Origin of the sequence: Mesorhizobium sp. B2-7-3 (assembly GCF_006440715.1) — a bacterium.
GTDB classification, from domain to species: domain Bacteria; phylum Pseudomonadota; class Alphaproteobacteria; order Rhizobiales; family Rhizobiaceae; genus Mesorhizobium; species Mesorhizobium australicum.
This window is the reverse complement of sequence record NZ_VFTY01000006.1, coordinates 402,356-422,265: the sequence shown is the minus strand read 5'-3', so window position 1 is coordinate 422,265 and position 19,910 is coordinate 402,356. Positions and strand designations below refer to the sequence as shown.

Annotated in this window: 21 protein-coding genes; 8 read left to right on the top strand and 13 right to left on the bottom strand. The window is 60.9% G+C overall.

Annotated features, from left to right (window positions below):
- Positions 1-71: 71 nt before the first annotated feature.
- From FJW04_RS16870 to FJW04_RS16855, 4 genes are all read right to left on the bottom strand, one after another.
- Complete coding sequence (locus tag FJW04_RS16870; RefSeq protein ID WP_224595309.1) at positions 72-347, bottom strand: hypothetical protein; 276 nt, start codon at positions 345-347, stop codon at positions 72-74.
- Between the two features lie 4 nt (positions 348-351).
- Entirely contained in the window at positions 352-1,794 is a 1,443-nt protein-coding gene (locus FJW04_RS16865) for a type II and III secretion system protein family protein (RefSeq protein WP_140715417.1), read from the bottom strand.
- Positions 1,795-1,849: 55 nt separating this feature from the next.
- Complete coding sequence (gene cpaB, locus FJW04_RS16860; protein ID WP_140715415.1) at positions 1,850-2,908, bottom strand: Flp pilus assembly protein CpaB; 1,059 nt, start codon at positions 2,906-2,908, stop codon at positions 1,850-1,852.
- A gap of 78 nt (positions 2,909-2,986) precedes the next feature.
- Positions 2,987-3,199, bottom strand: coding sequence for a Flp family type IVb pilin (locus FJW04_RS16855; RefSeq protein ID WP_140715413.1), 213 nt, complete (start codon positions 3,197-3,199; stop codon positions 2,987-2,989).
- 541 nt (positions 3,200-3,740) lie between these two features.
- On the opposite strand from FJW04_RS16855, the gene FJW04_RS16850 reads away from it, so the two are divergent.
- The 7 genes from FJW04_RS16850 to FJW04_RS16820 all read left to right on the top strand — a co-directional run bounded on the left by FJW04_RS16850 (position 3,741) and on the right by FJW04_RS16820 (position 9,633).
- On the top strand, positions 3,741-5,123 hold the full coding sequence (locus FJW04_RS16850) for a CpaF family protein (RefSeq protein WP_140715411.1): 1,383 nt from the start codon (positions 3,741-3,743) through the stop codon (positions 5,121-5,123).
- Positions 5,123-6,094: a type II secretion system F family protein gene (locus FJW04_RS16845; protein ID WP_140715409.1), complete on the top strand. Its 972-nt coding sequence runs from the start codon at positions 5,123-5,125 to the stop codon at positions 6,092-6,094. The genes FJW04_RS16850 and FJW04_RS16845 overlap by 1 nt, the downstream gene beginning before the upstream one ends.
- Before the next feature lie 18 nt (positions 6,095-6,112).
- Complete coding sequence (locus FJW04_RS16840; protein ID WP_140715407.1) at positions 6,113-7,063, top strand: type II secretion system F family protein; 951 nt, start codon at positions 6,113-6,115, stop codon at positions 7,061-7,063.
- A 53-nt stretch (positions 7,064-7,116) separates the two neighbouring features.
- A complete protein-coding gene (locus tag FJW04_RS16835; protein ID WP_140715405.1) occupies positions 7,117-7,677 on the top strand; it encodes a tetratricopeptide repeat protein in 561 nt (186 codons plus the stop codon).
- Between the two features lie 2 nt (positions 7,678-7,679).
- Entirely contained in the window at positions 7,680-8,219 is a 540-nt protein-coding gene (locus tag FJW04_RS16830) for a prepilin peptidase (protein ID WP_140715403.1), read from the top strand.
- Between the two features lie 245 nt (positions 8,220-8,464).
- The gene (locus FJW04_RS16825; protein ID WP_140617552.1) at positions 8,465-8,773 is read left to right on the top strand and encodes a hypothetical protein; all 309 of its coding nucleotides are present in this window, start codon (positions 8,465-8,467) and stop codon (positions 8,771-8,773) included.
- 365 nt (positions 8,774-9,138) lie between these two features.
- Entirely contained in the window at positions 9,139-9,633 is a 495-nt protein-coding gene (locus tag FJW04_RS16820) for a hypothetical protein (protein ID WP_140715401.1), read from the top strand.
- A gap of 66 nt (positions 9,634-9,699) precedes the next feature.
- On the opposite strand, the gene FJW04_RS16815 is transcribed toward FJW04_RS16820, so the two are convergent.
- Complete coding sequence (locus FJW04_RS16815) at positions 9,700-11,811, bottom strand: catalase (protein WP_140715399.1); 2,112 nt, start codon at positions 11,809-11,811, stop codon at positions 9,700-9,702.
- Between the two features lie 291 nt (positions 11,812-12,102).
- Here FJW04_RS16815 and FJW04_RS16810 point away from each other — a divergent pair, with 291 nt between their 5' ends.
- The gene (locus tag FJW04_RS16810) at positions 12,103-12,666 is read left to right on the top strand and encodes a sigma-70 family RNA polymerase sigma factor (protein WP_015319164.1); all 564 of its coding nucleotides are present in this window, start codon (positions 12,103-12,105) and stop codon (positions 12,664-12,666) included.
- Here FJW04_RS16810 and FJW04_RS16805 read toward each other — a convergent pair whose 3' ends face one another.
- From FJW04_RS16805 to FJW04_RS16770, 8 genes are all read right to left on the bottom strand, one after another.
- A complete protein-coding gene (locus FJW04_RS16805) occupies positions 12,667-12,843 on the bottom strand; it encodes a hypothetical protein (RefSeq protein ID WP_015319163.1) in 177 nt (58 codons plus the stop codon).
- A 161-nt stretch (positions 12,844-13,004) separates the two neighbouring features.
- Positions 13,005-14,060 (bottom strand): class I SAM-dependent methyltransferase, encoded by a 1,056-nt coding sequence (locus FJW04_RS16800; RefSeq protein WP_246673842.1) that lies wholly within the window; start codon positions 14,058-14,060, stop codon positions 13,005-13,007.
- A 70-nt stretch (positions 14,061-14,130) separates the two neighbouring features.
- The gene (locus tag FJW04_RS16795; RefSeq protein ID WP_140715395.1) at positions 14,131-15,123 is read right to left on the bottom strand and encodes a GNAT family N-acetyltransferase; all 993 of its coding nucleotides are present in this window, start codon (positions 15,121-15,123) and stop codon (positions 14,131-14,133) included.
- Complete coding sequence (locus FJW04_RS16790; protein ID WP_140715393.1) at positions 15,120-16,184, bottom strand: glycosyltransferase family 4 protein; 1,065 nt, start codon at positions 16,182-16,184, stop codon at positions 15,120-15,122. Before FJW04_RS16790 ends, FJW04_RS16795 begins: the two co-directional genes overlap by 4 nt.
- A gap of 129 nt (positions 16,185-16,313) precedes the next feature.
- Positions 16,314-17,246 (bottom strand): beta-xylosidase, encoded by a 933-nt coding sequence (locus tag FJW04_RS16785; RefSeq protein WP_140617546.1) that lies wholly within the window; start codon positions 17,244-17,246, stop codon positions 16,314-16,316.
- Positions 17,239-18,000: a TIGR04290 family methyltransferase gene (locus FJW04_RS16780; RefSeq protein WP_140715391.1), complete on the bottom strand. Its 762-nt coding sequence runs from the start codon at positions 17,998-18,000 to the stop codon at positions 17,239-17,241. The genes FJW04_RS16785 and FJW04_RS16780 overlap by 8 nt, the downstream gene beginning before the upstream one ends.
- 2 nt (positions 18,001-18,002) lie before the next feature.
- On the bottom strand, positions 18,003-18,806 hold the full coding sequence (locus FJW04_RS16775) for a sugar phosphate nucleotidyltransferase (protein WP_140715389.1): 804 nt from the start codon (positions 18,804-18,806) through the stop codon (positions 18,003-18,005).
- Positions 18,806-19,906 (bottom strand): glycosyltransferase, encoded by a 1,101-nt coding sequence (locus tag FJW04_RS16770; protein WP_015319156.1) that lies wholly within the window; start codon positions 19,904-19,906, stop codon positions 18,806-18,808. The genes FJW04_RS16775 and FJW04_RS16770 overlap by 1 nt, the downstream gene beginning before the upstream one ends.
- Positions 19,907-19,910 lie beyond the last annotated feature (4 nt).

Here is a 19,910-nt window from a genome sequence, read left to right as displayed (position 1 = left end):
ACTCTTAGCTCCCCTGACGCCAGGTTCCCTCGTATGGGCTGGCGCACTGAAACCGCATCCTTCTGTTCAACTCACTGCGTCGTTACACCCGACCCGCCGACGTTTACCGTGATCGCTGGCGGCGGCGGTGGTGGCGGTGGAAATTTGTAGTTATGCGCAACAAGTGCGGCACGCGTGCCGTCGCCTTCGATATGCGTATTCCTCGAGGCCGGATTGAGCGGATCGACCGTCTGCAGCATCGAGTTGAATTTCTGCGTGTCGCCGGCGGCCAGGGTCACTGAATCGTAGTGGTTCAGATAGTCCGCGGCGCAGCCCGAAAGCGACCCGGCGCACAGGATGAGGATCAAGGCGCTATTTCTTAACATAAAGCATCTTGTCCTTCGATTTGAAGTTCAGCATGTGGCCATAGGGGCCGGTGACGCCGTCGCCCGTTTCGTATTTGCGGATCATGTCCTTGTTCACCTCGAGCTGGCCGAGCAGGAAGAATTCCGGGTCGTTGGCGGGCCGCGTCTTGTCGAACGGCGTCGCCAGCTGTTCGCCGGGCTTCACCGGCCGCACCAGATGCGGCGTGACGACGACGACCAGCTCGGTCTCCTCCTTCTGGCTGCTCGAATTGCGGAACAGCGTCCCGATGACCGGCACCTGGCCGAGCCACGGCACCTGGTTCTGCAGCTTGGTGGTCTTGCTGGACAGAAGCCCGCCGACCGCGAAGCTCTGGCCGTCGCGCAATTCGACGACGGTTTCCAGTTTGCGGTTGGTGAAGATCGGGTCGCCGGCGGTGGTGAAGCCGGTCAGGTCGCTGACTTCCGGCGCCAGCTGGATGTGGATCTTGTCGTCGGCAAGCACGACCGGCGTGAACAGAAGATTGACGCCGAATTGCTTGTACTCGATCTGGACCTCGCCGTTCTTGTCGACGCTGCGGATCGGCACCTGCCCGCCCGCGTTGAAGCTGGCGGGTTCGCCGGAAAGCGTGGTGAGGTTTGGCTCGGCAAGCGTGCGCACCACGCCCTTCGCTTCCAGTGCTTCGATGATCAGGTCGACCTTGATGTTGCTGTCGATGACGCGGGTGATCAGCGCTGCGAACGGATTGGTGTTCGACAGCAAGCCACTGACGAGGTCGCCCGCCCCGAGCTCCGCCCCGTCCTTGTCCACGGTGGCAATACCAGTTCCGACCCGAGTCGTGCCTCTGCTGTTCGTGCTCTTGATCGACACGCCGAGGTCGCGGCCCGCGTTGCGCTTGGCTTCCAGCACGCGCACTTCGAGATTGACCTGCTGGCTGTCGTCGACGGTGACGGAATTGATGATGGCGTCGGGTCCATATTGCTGCGCCACTTCCATGATGGCCGCCAGCGTCGCGCCGTCCTTGACATGGCCCCCAAGCCGCACCCTGCCATTCACCGAGCCGATCTCGATACGCGCCCTTGGCGCCACCTGCCGGATCGCCGCCGCCATGTCGCTGACATCGACGCCGACCTCGATCTGGAGGGCGCCGAGCGAGCGCTTGTCGGGTGAGAACAGGTTGACCGTGGTAGTGCCCGCGCCCTTGCCGATGACGTAGAGCGTGCGATCGGTCATCGGCTGGGCATCGGCGATCTTCTCGTCACCGACGACGATATCACCCAGATTGGCGCTCACCTGGATCGTGACCGATTGCGACATTGGCAGGAAAATCTTGTGAACGCCGGGGTTCGACACGTCGATGAAGCGGTCGGCAGCGTCAGCTACGAAGCTCAACGACAGCAACGCACAAAGAAATGCCAGAACAGCCGTCAGTGATCCCCGAAATACGCGCATCTACGCTACCCCCTCGCTGGCTGATTCGGACGCCAGATATCTTGATATCCCGGTGTTATTCTTGTCGCGGCACATCATACGTTTCGAGCTTTATACCTCGAAAGACACCGACTGTCGCCCGCGACGGTGCTTCCGGCTGCACATATTTGACCACTTCCTTGACAACTTCCTTCACTTGCGGCGCAGATGCCACAACTGGGGCCGGCTTGGCCTTGCTCAACTGGTCAATCTGGCTTCCCACCCGGTCGACTGCCTTGGCCAACCCTGCGATCTTGTCGTCGGCGCGCTTGCGCTCGTCCTCCGCGCGCTGACGTTCGGCAGCGGCAGCAGCATCGGCTGCAGCCTGCTTTTCCAGTTCGGCTTGCCTTTTGGCGACGTCAGCTGGCGTTTCTCCGGTCAGGTCGGAAAGCGTTACGCGCTCGGTCGTCTCGCCCTTGCTGGCAGCGGCCTGGCGAAGCGCCAGGGATAACTGGCCTGCGCCGGCGGCCAAGGTCAGCTTCTGCGCATCCTTGGTGCTGGCCTCGAGCGTTACCGATTTGACGACCGTAGGGCTGTCCTTGCTTTCATCCGCAACCTGGTCGACGGCAAGCACCTTCATGCTCTGTAGCAGCACGTCGACAAAACTCTGGTCCGCACCATCGTTGCTTCGCACAGTACGCGTCAGCAGCACATCGACCCGGTCACCCGGGAAAACGAAGCCGGCGACGCCCAGCACGTCGTTGACTCTTATGGACACTGCCTTCATGCCCTCGCCAAGCACCGCCGACAGCGTGGCGCGCTGGCCGGGGCCGGTGATCTTTGTGGCGAGAACCGGCTCGTTGGCGCCGATCGACTGCAGCGCCTGTTTTGCGTCGCCTGTCAGGAGTTCCTTGGTCGTCTTGAACGCGCCGGCCGGAACCGCGCCAGATGGCCATGCGACTTCACGCAATTTGTCGGCCGACAGGGTGTCGCCGAACTTCAGCCCTATTGCGGCGACGACGACCGTATCGGCCTGGACACCGTTCGCTTCGGCCATGGCGCTGCGTTGGCTGGCCAGCCAGATATTGATGAGAACCACTGCAAGTACGCCGAACACGCCGGCGAGTACGATCATGATGAGTGTATTGGCGCGCATAGCCCAAGCCCCAAGGGCGGGAATTCGCCCGCCGCGATTGAATTCGGGCCCGGATAAATCCGGGCCCGAAGCATTAGATTAGCTGCCGACGCCGCTGCCGCAGGTGCCGATATTGCTGGCAGCCATGTCGGCGCACAGGCCTACAAAGCGGCCGTTCACCCACAGACCGATGCCGACGATGATGAGAATCGCGGCGCCAGCGATGATGCCGACCAGGATGGAATATTCGACCATGGCAGCGCCGTTTTCGTCGTTGCGGAACTGCCGGGCCATCGTCATGAGCTTCTTCATGCCAATTTCTCCCTTTGGAGGTTAGAACCCGACGAGACAGAGCCAAGGATGAACTCCATACCCAAGCATCCCCCGTCATCTCGATCCTAGGTCCCGAGAAATTGCGGAGTCAAACGGGATTAACGGTTCCTTAACTTTCCAATACACCAAATTCGGAGTCGAGCGCGGCTTTAAAATTTAGCAAGAGCTTGATTCGTCTAATTTTTCAAGCCTTCTTAACCATTCGTTCACAATTATGCATTCAGCCTAATTCAGTATCAGTTAATTTAGCTGCATGGCATATCCCTTTATATCTAAGGGGTTATAGCCAGATATGGAGTGTATGCCGATGCCGGAGCACGCAAGGGCACAGGACGCTACAAAGCTTAGTGGATCGCTCATGTTTGGCAGCGCAGGGGGACAATAAATAAAAACGATATTTTTGCGGCGCGCTCCTTAACTATGTTGAAAGTATTGGTGGCGCGTGAAGCGCCCCGCCGCTTGTGCGTCGCTTGGTTAACGTTTAGTTTCCGCTAATATGCCGGAGGGAGTATAGGGGATCATGCTAGGGCGGTTCATAAAGGGCGAGGCGCGGCTCGAACCAAGAGTGGAGTCGACAACGGTTGTCTCTGCCGTGCCGGCCATATCGCCTGTTGCTGACGTCGACTCGCAACGCGACGCTTTCCTGACCCTCAAGGTCGATTTGCATCGTCATATTATCGACAGGTTCAACCTGACCGCGCTCGAAAGCGCGTCCAAGGATGAGATCCTCAACGAGATCCGCCCCATCGTGCGCGAGTTCGTTCGCAGCCTAAATGTGCCGCTGAATGCCCGCGAACTCGATCAGCTGACCAGCGATACGGCCGACGAGATGCTTGGGCTGGGGCCGATCGAACCGCTGCTCAAGGATGACTCGATTGCCGACATATTGATCAACACCCACAATCGCGTCTTCGTCGAGCGGCGCGGCGTGCTTGAGGAGACGGCGATTCGTTTTCGCGACGAGGCGCACCTTCTGCGCGTCATCAACAAGATCGTCTCGGCGATCGGCCGGCGCGTCGATGAATCGGCGCCGATGGTCGACGCGCGCCTGCCAGACGGCTCGCGTGTCAACATCGCGGTGCGGCCGATCTCCGTCGATGGTCCACTGGTGTCGATCCGCAAATTCTCCAAGAACCCCTATTCGCTCGAGCGTTTGATGGCGTTCAATTCGATCCGGCCGCCGATGATCGAGCTGCTGCGGATCGCCGTCCAGGCGCGCAAATCGATCCTGGTTTCGGGCGGCACCGGCAGCGGCAAGACGACCTTGCTCAATGCGCTGTCGAGCTACATACCGTCCACGGAGCGCCTAATCACCATCGAGGACGCGGCCGAACTTCAATTGCAGCAACCACACGTCGGCCGGCTCGAAACGCGCCCGCCCAATGTCGAGGGGAGGGGGGAGGTACGGCAGCGCGAATTGCTGAAGAACGCGTTGCGCATGCGGCCGGACCGCATCATCGTCGGCGAAGTGCGTGGCGAGGAGGCTTTCGACATGCTGCAGGCCATGAACACCGGCCACGAAGGCTCGATGACCACCATCCATGCCAACACACCGCGCGACGCGATCTCGCGCCTCGAACAGATGGTCGGCATGGCAGGGATGCCGATGAGCCATGACTCCATCCGCGCGCAGATTGCGTCCGCGATCGATATCATCGTCCAGACGCAGCGCCTTTCCGATGGAGGAAGGCGGGTTGTCTCCATCTCGGAACTGACCGGCATGGAAGGCAACGTCATCCAGATCCAGGAAATCTATCATTTCGTCCGCCGCGACGTGACAGTCGAGGGCCACATCGTCGGCGACTTTCGCGCCACCGGTGTGCGTCCGCGCTTTGCCCAGGAAGCGGCAACGCTCGGCCACCACTTCGCCAAGGATGCCTTCAATCCGCAGGTGCCGCTCTGATGCCCACTGGTCAGACGCTGCTCTATTTCATCTATGTGCTTGCAGCCGCATCGATGATCCTTGCCGCCGAATCCCTGTATGTATCCTACGCCGCGCGGCGCGTACGAGCCGGTACTATCAACCGACGTCTGACGCGCCTCGCGGAGGAGGCACCTGCCGAACAGACTCTGCAAGGCTTGCTGCGTGAACGCGGGTTGACGAATTCAGGCGACTACATCTTTGGCGTGGTCGGCTTAAACCGGCTCTACACACAATCCGGCATCACCGGGAATCCGCTGGCTTTCGCAGCGATGTTCCTCTTGGCCGGGCTGGTGCTAGCGTTGGTGCTGCCTCTGCTTCTTGGCTTTTCCACTGTCGTGGCGCTGATCGCTTTTCTATTTGTGGGGTTTGCGCTGCCGCTTCTCCTTCTTCGGCGCGCACGCAAGAAGCGCATCCTGAAATTCGCTGCCCAACTTCCCGATGCGCTCGACATGATTGTGCGCTCATTGCGTGCAGGTCACCCGACAACAGTGGCTATGGCGCTTGTCGCGCGTGAAATGCCTGACCCGCTGGGCACCGAATTCGGCATTGTCTCCGACGAAATCACCTTCGGCCTCAGTCTTGAAAACGCCGTACGGAAACTTTCACAACGCGTGGGGTTTGAGGGTCTCCATCTGCTTTCGGTGTCACTCTCCATCCAGGCCAAGACCGGCGGAAATCTCACCGTGATATTGTCGAATCTCTCATCAGTACTGCGTGAGAGGGAGAAATTGCGGATGAAAATCAAGGCACTCTCGGCCGAGGGCCGGATGTCGGCATGGATCATTTCCCTGTTTCCGCTCGTCATGTTAGGCCTGCTCATGGTCATCGCACCGAGCTATTATGGCGACATATGGAACAACCCACTCGTCATGCCGGTATTCGTCATCTTCGGACTATGGGCTCTACTTGGCGACTATATCATGTATCGCATGGTCAACTTCGATTTCTGACAGGAGCATGGTAGACACTTGTTCTCCATCAACCCGGACGTAAGCCTGCTAGTTTCGATGGCTGTTTTCCTGGCGGCGACGGCCCTTTTTCTGTTCGGCGCCCTCGTCTTCATGCCGGCGCTGCAGACACGGAAGCTGGTGACGGAAAGCCTAAAATCCGAAGGCATAGCCAATCGCCGATCCCTCGCTGGGCAAGAACAGCTTGCCAAGATTGCGGCACAGCGCCCCGTCGACGCCTATTTCCGATCGGTCGAAAAGGAGCGAGGCGAGCCCAATGCTCTTGAGGCGAAGCTGTTTCGCGCCGGATTCTATCAATCCGGCGCCCCTCTCTTTTACACCTTGTCGCGTTTTGGCGCTGTCACCGTCGGCTTTCTCGGGTGCTATACAGGGTTGGTCGCAGTGGTGCCGCCGCAAATACCAGGGTTCCTGACCTTCGGGATTGCCGCTTTGTTCGGCCTCGCTTGCCTCGTCGTTCCTAGTGTCGCCCTCGATCGCTTCGAAAATGCCCAGAAGGAAACTTACCGTCGCGGGTTCCCGGATTTCATGGACATGATGATCACCTGCGCAGATGCGGGCATGAGCCTGGAGGCGGCGGTCGAACGGGTTAGCCAGGAGCTGGCCGGTACCCACAAATGGCTTGGCATCCAGCTTGCGATCATGAATCTACAGTTGCGCGCCGGCAAACCCCTGCGAGACGGTCTTCGAGACCTCTCCGACCGTCTTGGCCTAGAGGAGGCGCGGGCGCTGTCGGTATTGTTCCGGCAATCGGAAGAACTTGGCACCAGTCTGACGGACGCCCTGCGCGTTTACAGCGACGAAATGCGCGGTAAGAGAATTCTTCGCGCCGAAGAGCGCGGCAACGCTTTGCCGGTCAAAATGATGATCCCGCTGGGAGTCTGCGTTTTCCCTGTTGTCTTGATGATTGTGCTGCTGCCGATTATCGTCCGGATGAGGGGCGTTTTCTTCTAAATGGGTATATGCTTTGATTCTAAAATAGAGTCGCAGGACTCTTGGGGGACAAAATGACAGGGCCAACGCGCCTCGCAACCGTCGTCGCAGCCAGTCTGCTGTTGTTGGCGCTTGCCGGCTGCCAGACAAACGGTGTGGACACCACCGGCGGTGTCGTGCGCACCAACGAACCCTCGAAAGGCGATGTGACGTCCTTTGGCGACGCCTTCGACGGATTGAAGACCGTCGGCGACGTCGAATATTATGCCTCGGACCAGGCCGTGGCGGAGGCCAAGAACCAGTTCCGCGCCGAGAACTACGGCAATTCCGGCGCCTTGTTCTTCAAGGCGACGCAGTTGGCGCCGAATGACGGCGGCGCCTGGATGGGTTTGGCGGCTTCCTGCGACCGCATCCACCGCTTCGACCTTGCCGACCGCGCCTATGGCCGCGCTTTCAAGCTGATGGGGCCGTCGCCCGAATATTACAACAATGTCGGCTACTCCTATCTGCTGCGCGGCAAGCTGCAGGACGCGCGCGGCAATTTCCTCAAGGCCTATGAACTGGCGCCCAACGATCCGACCGTGGCCAACAATCTGAAGCTGCTCTCGTCCAGCGTGCAGAACATCGAGCGCTGAACGTGCTGCTGACCGAAGCGATAGTGCTCAAGATCCTGGCCGCGGGCCTGCTCGCACGGATCGCCTGGCTCGACTTCACCACCCAGAAAATATCCAACCGCGACGTGCTGTTGCTGCTGTGCCTGGGACTTGGATCGCTCCTGCTTTTGTCGCTCCACTCCCGGTCCTGGTGGGATATGGGCTTGAGCGCGATGGCCGGCTTGTTGCTGTTTCTGGCGCTCTTCCCATTCTGGTTGCTGCGCAAGATCGGTGCCGGCGACGTCAAGCTGCTGGCGGTCGTGCCGCTTTTGATCGGCGGTAGTGGCCTGACGGTATTTTCGCTGCTGCTGCTGGTCTTCGCGCTCGCCACGGCCCTGGTCGTGAAAAACCCGCTCCTGCTGCCTCAAAGTGCATTCCGCGTCTACGTCCAGCATCTCGATCAGAGGGGTGTGGTGCCTTTCGGCGTGCCGATTTCCTTGGCCGCGATCTGCACGATAGCGCTCCAGATCTACTGGAGTTTTGTCCTGGCCAACAGCTCTGGTATCCTCGGCCAGCTCAACTAATCCATCGTCGCCATGTGCATGGGAAGATCGTTTGGGGCTGGTGATCCCGTCCGAACGGACCCTGCCGTTCCCGTCAGCTGACAGATCCACCGCCGCCCCCTGCAAGCAAACCCAGGCGTGCCGAAAGCGTTCGCATCGGCACAAGAACCCATCCATGAGAATTTGGCTGAAGAGCGTTTCACTCGGAACATATCCGGGAAAGACAGGTTTGGTGGAAGCAGTACACAACCAAAGGAGATGCTCCAATGATCACCAAACTTCTCTCCGCCACCGTGCTTACGGTCGCTCTGGCCACGTCGGCCATGGCACAGTCGAACGGAACCGGTTCAGGCTCGACGTCCGGCGCCACCAGTGGTGGCAATGGGACCACGACCGGCACTGGCGTCGGCACAGGTTCCGGTGCGACGACCACACCCGCCGACCCGAGCACGACAAATTCGACAACCAAGTCGAACGGCATGACCGACCGCTGCAAGGATGCCGCGGGCAACGACATCGACAACAACACCGCCAGCGGCAACACAACGTCGAACATGCAGAACTGCAACAAATGAGCCAGAGGCTCGGAGCGCCGCCCGAAGTCGTTCTTCTCCCTGGGGCGACTGATCGGGCGGTGTTCTTGCTGCGGGGGCGCCGATGAGCCGCGATGGCGTCAGGCAACGCCGTCCGCTCGATCGGGTTGGCAGGCGCGTGCCGGACCTGCATCCTTCATCACAAGAAATCGTGACATGTTGGAAAGCGGCCGCCGGCGCCTTGCGGGAGAACCGGCTCATCAAGACCAGTCACGCAAGATTATGGACGGTTCCGGAGGCCGGCAAGCTGGTTCCGGTAGGTCGCTGGACATGAAGTATGTTCAGGCGTGGTGGAACATCGGCGATCAACTGTCGTTGACACGCTCGTGAGAGAAAGGACACCGTCCATGTCAAAATTCCAGGCTGCCACTCCGGATCGTCTGCGGCAACTCAAGCTTGAAGCGTCGGCTTACTTCACCCCGATGATGCTGCACGAGGCATTGCTGCGCCTTTCCCATGCCTGCGGCGGTGAAAGCCTTGGGCGGTTCGAGAAGGCCATGGTCGATCAGATAGAGGCGACGAAGGACGATCGGCCCGATTTCGAAACGATCAAGGAATTCGCGATCGAGCAGCTTTATGCCTTGATCCGCGAAGCCAATGAGTCACCAAAGAAGAAACAGTCGCTGGAGAAGATGGATACACGCAGGACGCCTGGCCGCTCCGAAGAACCGCGGACGCTCGAGGATCAACTGCAGGCCGGGTTGGAGGATTCTTTTCCGGCAAGCGACCCACCCGCGGTGGTGTCCACGGCAATTCCAGGCGGAGCAAAGAAGCTGGTCGGGACCGACGAGGTCCTGAAACAGCAGCGAGAACAGGCCGCCAGAGAGGCCCGCCAACCATAGGGCCTAGGCATGCTGCATACCGGCCTTGCAGCCATGCGCCGGTGTGACAGCGCATGGCTCTCCGCATCAAAGCTTGACGGCGGTCTCCCGTGCCCACAGCCGCAGTTTGCGGCACGCCTCTATAAACGTCTTCACGGAACCTGCGGTATCAAGCCCGATCAGTCCCTCATCGGCATCGGGCGCCACGCCCGCCTTGGCCAGGAGAGGTTGGGCTGCCGCTGTGAAGCCGATGAATTTGCAATGGGCGAAGGCATCTGACACGAAGTCCCTCGCGGCCGCCTCGTCGAGCAGCATCTCGGCACCCTCCTCGGAAAGGAGCAGCACCACGGCGTCGAACAACACAGACGGGCCGCCGTCGATCATGTGCCTGGCCTCGATGTGGCTGCCGTCAGCCGCGTCGACGCCGCCCACCTTGGGCGCGATCACCTCCATCACCGCGCCCTCCGTTTCGATGGCGGAACGGAGCTCTTCGAACAGCGCGGGGTCGGTTCCATTGCTGAGCAAGACGCCGACCTTGCGGCCCTTGAAACTGTCAGGCCCGTTCTCGATGATGCTGAGCGCCGGCGAAGGCGGCAGGTCGTCGCGCGTCGGAACGGCTGCCTCCGCAGGGTCGGGCATATTCCGAATGCCGAGCTTGTCGGCGACGGTGGTCGCCAGGGTTTCGTCGATGTTCAGCAGATGCGAAACCATGCGTTCGCGGATCGCCGGTGCCTGGACCTTGCTCAATTCGAAGGTCAGCGCCATGGCGATGTGGCGCTGCTCCGGCGGTGTCTGGCTGTTGAAGAATTGCCGAGCCTGGCTGTAGTGATCGGCGAAGCTTTCTGCGCGCAGACGCACCTTGTGCCCGTCCTCGGCATCGGCGAAGGAACGAAAGCCGCGTTGCGGATCCTCGCGCGGTCCCAGCCCCCATGAATTCGGTTCATAGTTGGCGCGACCGACCGGATTGCGCATAGCCATGTGTCCGTCCTGTTGGAAATGGGCGAACGGGCACTTCGGCGCATTGATCGGAAGATGGGTAAAGTTCGGGCTGCCCAGCCGTTTCAACTGGGTATCGAGATAGGAGAAGTTGCGGCCCTGCAGAAGCGGATCGTTGGAGAAGTCAATTCCGGGCGGCACATTCTGTGTCATGAAGGCAACCTGCTCGGTCTCCGCGAAGAAATTATCCGGCATCCGGTCAAGCACCAGCCGCCCGACCGGGATCGGTTCGAGCACCTCTTCAGGAATGATCTTGGTTGCGTCCAGAATGTCGAAGTCGAAGCTGTCGGCAAACGCCTGATCGAACAATTGCACCGTCAACTCCCATTCCGGGAAATTGCCGGACTGGATGGCGTCCCATAGATCGCGACGGTGAAAGTCTGGATCGGCGCCATTGATCTTGACCGCCTCATTCCAGACCACCGATTGCATGCCGAGCTTTGGCTTCCAGATGAATTTGACGAAGGTGGATTCGTCTTTGGCGTTGACCAGGCGGAACGTGTGGACGCCAAAGCCCTGCATGAAGCGGAAGGAGCGCGGGATCGCGCGATCCGACATGATCCACATCACCATGTGCATCGATTCCGGCATCAGGCTGATGAAGTCCCAGAAATTATCGTGAGCGGTCTGGGCTTGAGGAAAGGCCCGGTCCGGCTCCTGTTTGGCGGCATGGATCAGGTCGGGAAACTTGATCGCATCCTGGATGAAGAAAACCGGGATATTGTTGCCGACCAGATCCCAATTGCCTTCCCTGGTGTAGAGCTTGACCGCGAAGCCGCGGACGTCGCGGGCGAGATCGAACGAGCCCTTGTTGCCGGCAACCGTCGAGAAGCGCACGAAAGCCGGTGTCTTTTCGCCGGCCCTCTGGAAAATATCGGCACGTGTGTATTTGGCCAGAGACTCGTAGGTCTCGAAGTAACCATGCGCGCCATAGCCCCGGGCATGGACGACCCTTTCGGGAATGCGTTCGTGGTCGAAGTGGAAAATCTTCTCCCGAAAATGAGAGTCCTCGATCAGAGCTGGTCCGCGTTCGCCGATCCGCAATGTGTTTTGATCGTCGGAGACGGGTGTTCCGAGCGCCGTGGTCAGAGTGGGCGTCTCACCCCCGGCGATCTGGTGCAATTCCCCGCCGTTTCCGCGCGCGCTATCCGGTTCCTGTCCACTTGCCGATTGGCGAGCGGAGCGACGGGCGGATTTGGCCATGACATACCTCGTTTTGATGCCGGAGGGGGGTGGAAGTACTCAGGAGGTCAAACTGCCGGTGCGCGGCTTTGTTCCCGTGAAAGAACCGCTGCGCGCGCGTGCATCGCCCAAGGCGCCATCCCTATCGCGGCGACGGCATGGGCCGATTGGGTAAGATGCCCCCGCTGCGCGGAATTTCTGAAGAGTTGTCTTCAGCGCGAGGAACGAACCAAACTTCCATGCATTTAGCAGGGGCTGCGTTCATACACTCTTCTTCTGGGAGCTGGACCATTGTCATCCGGAGGCTACATTTTGGCCGACCAAGAAACCAATGAAGTTTCCATCGTTGAGCTCATACCCGCCATGCGGGCTTTCGCGCGCACCTTCTGCCGCGTCCCCGACGATGCCGACGATCTGGTACAGGAGACACTGACCAAGGGTCTCGCCAACATCGACAAGTTCGAACCCGGCACACGCATGAAGTCGTGGCTCTTCACCATCATGCGCAACACGTACTACACCCGGGTCAAGATCGCTGCCCGGGAAGCGCCAGGCCTGCTCGACTGCGCGTCGTCCCGACCGATTTCGGAAGCCACCCAGGAATGGAGCGTTCAAAGCAAGGAAGTCCACGCCGCCATACAAAAGCTACCGGAACACCAACGCGAGGTTCTGATGCTGATTGGCGTTCTGGGGGTGAGTTATGAAGAAACGGCCGAGATATGCGGCTGCGCGGTGGGGACGGTAAAAAGTCGGCTGAACCGTGCCCGCGCCAATATTCTCGAGTTGCTTGGGGAGAGTTCGTTGCAGACACTAATCGAAAGACGAAATCATCTATCGGATGGTCAACTCGATATGGAGGGTGACAGCCGCAGATAATCAGTTCTGCACGTCACGTCGACGTTTCTCAACCAGCGCGTTTTGCAACTCCATGGCCAGCCTGGTTAGCCGGTCTGGAATTTTTTCCTGCTCTATGGCGTCCAGGAGAGAAGTGATCTCCTGATCCATGGCCAGACCGAATTGCGGGTCCGCGGTATCGTCGCTCGAATGAGACATCCATATTCTCTTGATAACCAGCAGTCCCTGACTTTAGTGTGGTGACAAACGCCGGACATTACAAGGCGATGTCCGCCGCCGGCAGGGTTGCCGGCAACCCTTACACAGCTTTATTTCCTTGGCCCTACGTGCTGCAGGCAAAGGACGTGCGGTGACGGCGTTCAGTCCTTCGGCGCCTGGTCGGCGGCATGATCCTGATATTGATCGGACTTGACGAGATTGCGGTCCAGCCCGCGCTCATCGCCGTGCTGCTTCCCGCGGCCGATCTTTCTTGCCGCGGGTGCCATACTTTCCTCCTTCGGGTCGGTGCCGATCTTCGGCGCCTCTGGTTCGACGTCCGAACTGGCGGCGCGCAGTAATGTTCCGCCGCCACGAGCCAGTAGGAAAGCCTCGCCATCCCATGACCGAAACGGCTTCTCGCCATTGATGACGACCCGCATTTGGTGAGCTTCCGCCAGGCGGCCGACATCGGCGCGGTCCCACGAAAGAGATCCGCGATAGGAATAGTTCAGCAAGGCGAGCCAGCCAGGCCGTTTCAGAACGCGTGCGATCTCATCGAAATGCCCCTCGGCCATGCCGGCCAGAACCAGATAAGGAAAGCTATCAACCGCCAGCACGCAATCGAAACTGCCGTCGTCGAATTCGCTCAAATCGAGACCGGAGGTTTGCCGCAACTCGACATTGCCCAGCGCGGCGCACCGCTCGGAGGCGATGGAGATCATCCGCGATGATATGTCGATGCCGACCATGCGGTTGAAGGAGTTGGAAAGCGCATGCTCGAAACGGCCGATGCCACAACCAATGTCCAGAATATCCCGGCGGGTTCCGGAGAAGTCCTGCTGCTTGAGCCAGGCGACGACTTCGTCGGTCGTGGCTGAGAGCCTTTCCTCATCCCCTAGGGATGCGAGCTGGACACTTGCTGTCTCCGAAATCGCTGCCGCCGCATCGAAGCTCGAGGCCAGCCGCGTGACGACGGCGGCACCGGTCTCCCCTTCGTCGCGTGTGTGCCGAACGGCCGCTCCCGTCGCTCGCAATGTGGCAAAGATATCTGGCTTGCGGCGAAGCAACCCGGCTACCTCTTGCAGCCTTTCCGCGTCTCGCGCATTCATCGGAACGATATCCAGCACGATCTTTGCCAGTTCCGCCGCCCTGATCCCCGTCTGCAGGTGAAGCGCCAGCCTGGCGACGACTGCTTCGGCGCAGACACCATCCGCCATGCAGTCTTCAACAGCCGATCTGATCGTAGTGCGGCGCGGAGCGGATTTTGGCTTGGTTGCAGGCATGGTATCAATTCCGCGTCCAGACCCTGCGCATCGTCCACCTGTCGATGGCGCCCCAGCCATATTTGTAGGCTTCCTGGCCGCGCAGGAAATCGAACTCGCGCGCACCTTCGCGGATCGATTCCGCGATCGCGTGGCCGATCAGGATCGCCCCTGGGCTCTCTTCGGCATAGGCGGGGTCGAAGCCCCCGAGATAGGCATAGGCACGACCGCGATGGTGGAAGCCGTAATAGGCCCCGACCGTCCTGCCATCGATTGCCAAAAGCCAGCATCGGACCAGGCCGCGAGCGTCGAGCAAGGGAAGTGAGCGCCTGTGGAATTCCTCTGCAGCCGCGTCGGCCAACACGCCACCTCCGTGTCCGGCCCAGCGCGCGTCGTGGAGGCGGATCAACTGATCGAGGAAGGTTTGGGGATCGCCTCGTGCCGACGACAACGCGGTCCGGCCGCGTCTGGATGCGGCCTGTCGCGCCCGTCGCAACTGGCGCCGGCGCCGGGAGGGTACACAGCCTGCAAGGGTATCGTCTCCGGCGACGGCGAGCACGGGGCACGCATCATGAGCGGCGGGCCGCCCCGCCGTCAGATCGGGATGGGCAATCGCAAGACCGGCGCCGCCTTCCGGCAAATCCGACAGGATCCACTGCGACCAGCCGACCGAGAGGATCTTTTCGGCAACAATGGCCGCGACCTGGTTTTCGACGCCGGGAACACACAGGATATCCAGATAGTCGCTGAGCGAAATGCCGACCGGAAGAAGTTTCGAGCCGGCGGTCCCGTGCTCCAGATAAAGCGGCGCCAGCCCTATCAGTTCGCTTCCGCGCCAGACCGCGACCGTCGCCAGGTCGCCGGGCCCGAATGTGCGCCACCATGGCACCAGCCACGCAGGAGATTGAAACGGCGTCGCCGAGGAACTCTGCTCCCACAGTCCCCACCAATCCGCCGCAAGCGTATCGAATTGCGCCGGATCATCGATGATCTCGCCGCGCAACACAGACTTGCTCACGGTGTGACGGCAAGGCGCCCGGCATCGGTGCCAAGTCGTGCCAATGCTTGATAGGCATCCATGTAGGACGAGATCATTCGCTCCAGCGAGAACCGCCGTCGCGCCTCGGCCCGGCATGTTTCGGCGTCCAGGCTTGACGCCGCAACGATGGCTTGTGCCATCTCGTCGACCGTATTGACGAGAAAACCGGTCTTGCCGTGCTCGATCACGTCGGGAAGCGCACCATTCGGAAAGGCGATCACCGGTGTGCCGCAGGCCAGCGCCTCCATGGCGACAAGGGAGCTGGTCTCGGCGGCAAGGCTCGGGATGACCAGACAGCGCGCTGCGTTGAGAAAGCGTCGCTTGACGGTAAAACCGAGCGGACCAAGAAAGCGGCGGCGGCCGTCGAGGCGAGGTTGGACCTCGTCGCGAAAGTAACGCGTGTGCGTTTCATAGGGATAGACCTTACCGCCGACGACCAGCGGCACCCCTGCCTGCTTGGCCGCGTCCAGCGCCAGGTGGATGCCCTTTTCCGGGCAGATGCGGCTCAGGACCAGTGCGAAGTCGCGCTTTGGCTGCGGCAGGCTGAGCGCCTCTATGTCTACTCCATTCGGAATTGGCGGGGCCAGTTTGGCGCCGGGTGGCGCGGTTTTCTGCTGGGCGGCCGAGACTGCATGAAGCCACAGGTCGTCGCGCGTCGGCTGCAAGGCCCCGGCCGGATACCAGTCCAGCGGCAGGTGAAGGGTCACCAAGGTCGGGCCATCGTCGGGCAGATAGGCATCGAAATCGATGCCATGCAGATGAACCACATCGATCGGCCACCTGGCGCGGGCAGCGGCGATCGCGGTTCGATGAGCCTGCTGCGCGCGGCTCTTCGCCACCTCGTCGAGTACGCCGCCTTCCGCCGGAATTTCCACAAGCGTGCCGCTCGCGCTGGAGCCCCGGCAGCCGACGACGATAGACCGATGACCCGCGCCGACCAGTGCCCGATCGAGCATCGACAGGACCTGTTCGGCACCCCCGACCGCATCCGGTCCGACAGGCGCGAGGGGATAGGCGACATTGAGGACGGTGAGCGTCATGGCCGGCCGAGCCATGGTGCGGGATGGGCGCAGGCGGTTGCGCACGACCTGGCGCCGATCTCGAAGGGGCCGAGAGCCTTGACTTCGGTCAGTGCCTCCGATGATCGCGGACCGGGTCGCATGAGAGCCTCACGCAGCCGAGGCCCGCTGCGTCGGGAGCGAGGCGGACGTCATGCCGGGCGCGTAGCGGCGGATCATCGTTGCACAGAACTCGGCGAATTCCTCGGGTACCAGCGGGGGGCTGGTGTGGTGAGGCATCATTCCGCGATGCTCGGGCGTGAAGCAGAAGGTGACCGTGACGTCGAAAGCGGCGAGTGCTTCCATCTGTCGGTCGAACCAGTCCAACGCATTCGGCCTGAAGCTATCGGCCCAGGAAAGCCCCGTGCGCATATTGGTCACGCCGAGCCGCTTCATCCAGGCGACGGCATCGTCCAGCCGCGGGTCCTCGAAATGAAACCACTGCACCAGGCCCATTGCGGGTGTGTAGCGTAGGAATTCTTCCAGCGCCGGTTTTGGCGTACCGTCCTGGCGCAGCAGCCCCATGTGGAAATGGCGGTAATAGGAAGATCCCTCCGCCTCGCGATGCCGCGTCGTTGCTTCCCATTCGCGCGGAAGGTCATAGAGGCTGTACCACTGGATTCGCGGTGCGTTGCCGAGCAGCAATTCGGCGGTGCGCTTGAGCCCCCAGACCTGTATTTCCTCGGCCCCGAAGGTCGATACGCCGACCTCGCTGACCCAGATGGGGAGGTCGGTGACGGTCGCGATCTCACCGATCTTCTGCGGCCATTCCTGAATTTGCCACAGGTTCCAGTCGAGGGGAAAGCCGTGAACAGCGACGGCGTCGACATGGTCCAGCACGCCGAATTCCTTCATGCGCGTGATAAAGCCGGGGTCTATCGGCGAGATGCCGCCAAGCACTTTTATCAGAGCCGGGTTCTCGGATGCGATCGCGTCCGCCGACAGGACTGCCATCCTGGCAAAGCGGCTCCAATCGGGGTCGAGCTCGGGGTCCCAATGCGATTTGTTGTTGGGCTCGTTCCAGATCATCGCGGCTTCAATCATGGAGCTTTCCTTTCGACGGATATATCGCGCCACCGCCGGCCGGATCGCCGGCAGCGCGGCAGAAATAGACCTCCTGCTCGGGATGCAGAACGATCTCGAAACCGGCGCTGCGCAGCATCGCTTCGGTGCAGGCCCGGTTCGGTATCCACCAGTTGGTCGGATCGTCGGCATAGCGGTGTTCGATGAAATGCAGCTTGGGAAATTCCGGCTGGTCGAACAAATCATGCGTCCAGAAATGATAGTTCTCTTCCAACGCGGGCAGGTCCTTGCTGCCGCGCTGCATGGACTGAAAGATCATCAGGTCGACGGCGACGTGCTCACGGATCAGGTCGAGCGCGAGCAAGGGGTGGCGCAAATGGTAAAGCACTCCCATGAAGAGCACGACATCGAATGTCTCGCGCAGGGCACCGACGTCGTAGACCGACAGCTTCTGGAATTCGATATCACAGTCCGCGATCTCGGCGGCAAAGCGGGCCTGGGCCAGATAGGCCTCGTCGAAATCGATCCCGAGGACGCGGGCGGCGCCTCGCCGTTTCATCTCGATCGAGTAGAAGCCGGCATTGCAGCCAATATCCAGCACGGTCTTGCCGGTCAGATCAGCGGGTATGGCATCGGCGAATTTGCGCCATTTGATCAGCGGGTAGTTGCCGAGAAAGTGGTCGGGCGCGGTTTCGACGCCGGCCAGGTCCATATTGTGGAACCACGGGCCGAGCGCGTCGATGCGCCGGCGGATTTCGGCATGGGAATGCAACATGTTCAGGCTCCTTCACCCGGAACGACAGGCACATGCGAATGCGCGCCGGGCATGATCGTTGCGGGCTGGTGATGAGCTGACGGGACGCCGTTTTCAAGCAACCGCAGAGCTGTGCGATACCCATTGAATGTACCGACATCGACATAAGCGGACCCTGCCTTGACACCATAGGCCACACCCCCGCCCGCAAGGTAGGCGTTGATCAACGTGCCGATATATTCGTCACGACCATCCCGCTCGCGCCAGAGTGCCGCAAGCCGATGCAGGATATGGCCGGGCATCTTGAACGCACCCCAAACCCAGTTCGTGGCGGCGTCCTGCCGCTTGACCTGGATTTCGATCACCCGCTCCTCATCATCGGTAACGACGGCGTCGAAGAATTCCGGGCTATCCACCGGGAAGAGCAGAAAAGAAAGCTGATCGTCAGGCAAGCGACAGAAGCCGTCCTCGGGAAACCAGATCGTATCTGGAAGCCCGACGAGGACGACCTCGTCGGGCGCGACGAGGGGCGCTGCCCGGAAAATCGCATCGCAGAGACCGACGGGTTGAGGCTGCACCACGAAGAGCGCTGCCGCCTCACCGTAGCCGGCGGCATAATATTCGAGGATGTCGGATTTGCCCGATCCGATGATGAAGCAAATCTTGTCGACGCCGGCCTGGACCATGCGCCGTACCAGATACTCGCTCACGGCGCAGGGACGTTCGGTCTGTCCGTCGATCCTGCTGCCGACCGGCAGCAACTCCTTCGAGAAGCCGAGCGGTTGAATGCGGCTGCCGCGTCCGGCAGCGGGCACGATGCCCAACATCAGACTGCTTCCTTCATCGGTTCGCCGACTGGGTTTCGCAAGGCATCGGCCAGGATTTTGTCCAGTTCCGCTGCGCGTTTGGCGGAAGTGTGCTCGCCCAAGACCCGCTCGCGGGCTCGCCTTCGAATGCCGTCGAGTTCGAACTCCGGCAATTGCAGTGCCGCGACCACATCTTCCGTATCGCGCGCCAACAGCACTTCGCGGCCGGGTTCGAAAAATTCCGCGAGGCCTGGCCATGCGTCGGTGACGATGGCAGCTCCACACGCGGCCGCTTCGAAGAGCCGTCCCGAGGGGCACCAGCCCTTTTGCGCCATCGCTTCGCGGGTGACGTTCAGTGTCAGCCGCGACGAGGAGAAGAACGCCGGATGGTCGGCGGGTGGCAGATGCCTGACGAAGAAGATGTTGTCGCTCCATGGGAATTCCTGCGGATATTGTGCGCCGCCGATGATAAAGCGCTGGTCGGGCAGGCGCGCGGCCGGGCGAACCAGAAGCTTTTCGACGCCGGCCTGGCGATCCGCCGCGTAGGTTCCGAGATAGGACAGATCACCGGCGAATTCGGCCCGCTTCTCTGCCGGCCGGTGCTGATCCGGATCGACATGCCCATAGAGCGGCATCACCTGGCGCGCGCCCAGCACCGCCTTCAGCGCCTCGATCGCCGGGCCGCCGGTGTAGCTCAGGACGAGATCGTAGTCGGCAAGGCCTTCAGGTCCGAAATAGGGCGGACGCTCACCTTGTTCGACGCGGGCAAGCGTGACTGGAGTATCGAGATCGTAAAAGACACGCAGTCCGCGGCATGCCTGCTGCGCGAGGCGCGAAGCCTCGACGGCGTCCGGACAATAAGAGGTGACGACCACGACATCCGCTTGCTTCATCGCCCGTTCCGCGACGCGGCGGATGTCCTCCCAGTCCGGATAGATGACGACGTTGCCTCCATCGAGCTGATCCAGATCGCGGGTCCCGGCATAATAGGGGGTGTCGCGTTCGAAAAAGGTGATCGACCAGCCCAGCCGGGCGAGGGCGCGGATCAGCCCACGCCACAGCGTGGCATGGCCGTTTCCCCATGAAGACGTGACGGTAAGACCGAAAATGACCATCCGCATGGGG

Coding starts and splice junctions, on each gene's coding strand:
- FJW04_RS16790 (WP_140715393.1), bottom strand. CDS start 16,184: ATGACGCTCACCGTCCTCAATGTCGCCTATCCCCTCGCGCCTGTCGGA.
- FJW04_RS16775 (WP_140715389.1), bottom strand. CDS start 18,806: ATGTTGGGCATCGTGCCCGCTGCCGGACGCGGCAGCCGCATTCAACCG.
- FJW04_RS16770 (WP_015319156.1), bottom strand. CDS start 19,906: ATGCGGATGGTCATTTTCGGTCTTACCGTCACGTCTTCATGGGGAAAC.
- FJW04_RS16820 (WP_140715401.1), top strand. CDS start 9,139: ATGTCAAAATTCCAGGCTGCCACTCCGGATCGTCTGCGGCAACTCAAG.
- FJW04_RS16815 (WP_140715399.1), bottom strand. CDS start 11,811: ATGGCCAAATCCGCCCGTCGCTCCGCTCGCCAATCGGCAAGTGGACAG.
- FJW04_RS16855 (WP_140715413.1), bottom strand. CDS start 3,199: ATGAAGAAGCTCATGACGATGGCCCGGCAGTTCCGCAACGACGAAAAC.
- cpaB (WP_140715415.1), bottom strand. CDS start 2,908: ATGCGCGCCAATACACTCATCATGATCGTACTCGCCGGCGTGTTCGGC.
- FJW04_RS16800 (WP_246673842.1), bottom strand. CDS start 14,060: ATGGCGGATGGTGTCTGCGCCGAAGCAGTCGTCGCCAGGCTGGCGCTT.
- FJW04_RS16780 (WP_140715391.1), bottom strand. CDS start 18,000: ATGTTGCATTCCCATGCCGAAATCCGCCGGCGCATCGACGCGCTCGGC.
- FJW04_RS16785 (WP_140617546.1), bottom strand. CDS start 17,246: ATGATTGAAGCCGCGATGATCTGGAACGAGCCCAACAACAAATCGCAT.
- FJW04_RS16825 (WP_140617552.1), top strand. CDS start 8,465: ATGATCACCAAACTTCTCTCCGCCACCGTGCTTACGGTCGCTCTGGCC.
- FJW04_RS16850 (WP_140715411.1), top strand. CDS start 3,741: ATGCTAGGGCGGTTCATAAAGGGCGAGGCGCGGCTCGAACCAAGAGTG.
- FJW04_RS16835 (WP_140715405.1), top strand. CDS start 7,117: ATGACAGGGCCAACGCGCCTCGCAACCGTCGTCGCAGCCAGTCTGCTG.
- FJW04_RS16865 (WP_140715417.1), bottom strand. CDS start 1,794: ATGCGCGTATTTCGGGGATCACTGACGGCTGTTCTGGCATTTCTTTGT.
- FJW04_RS16845 (WP_140715409.1), top strand. CDS start 5,123: ATGCCCACTGGTCAGACGCTGCTCTATTTCATCTATGTGCTTGCAGCC.
- FJW04_RS16805 (WP_015319163.1), bottom strand. CDS start 12,843: ATGTCTCATTCGAGCGACGATACCGCGGACCCGCAATTCGGTCTGGCC.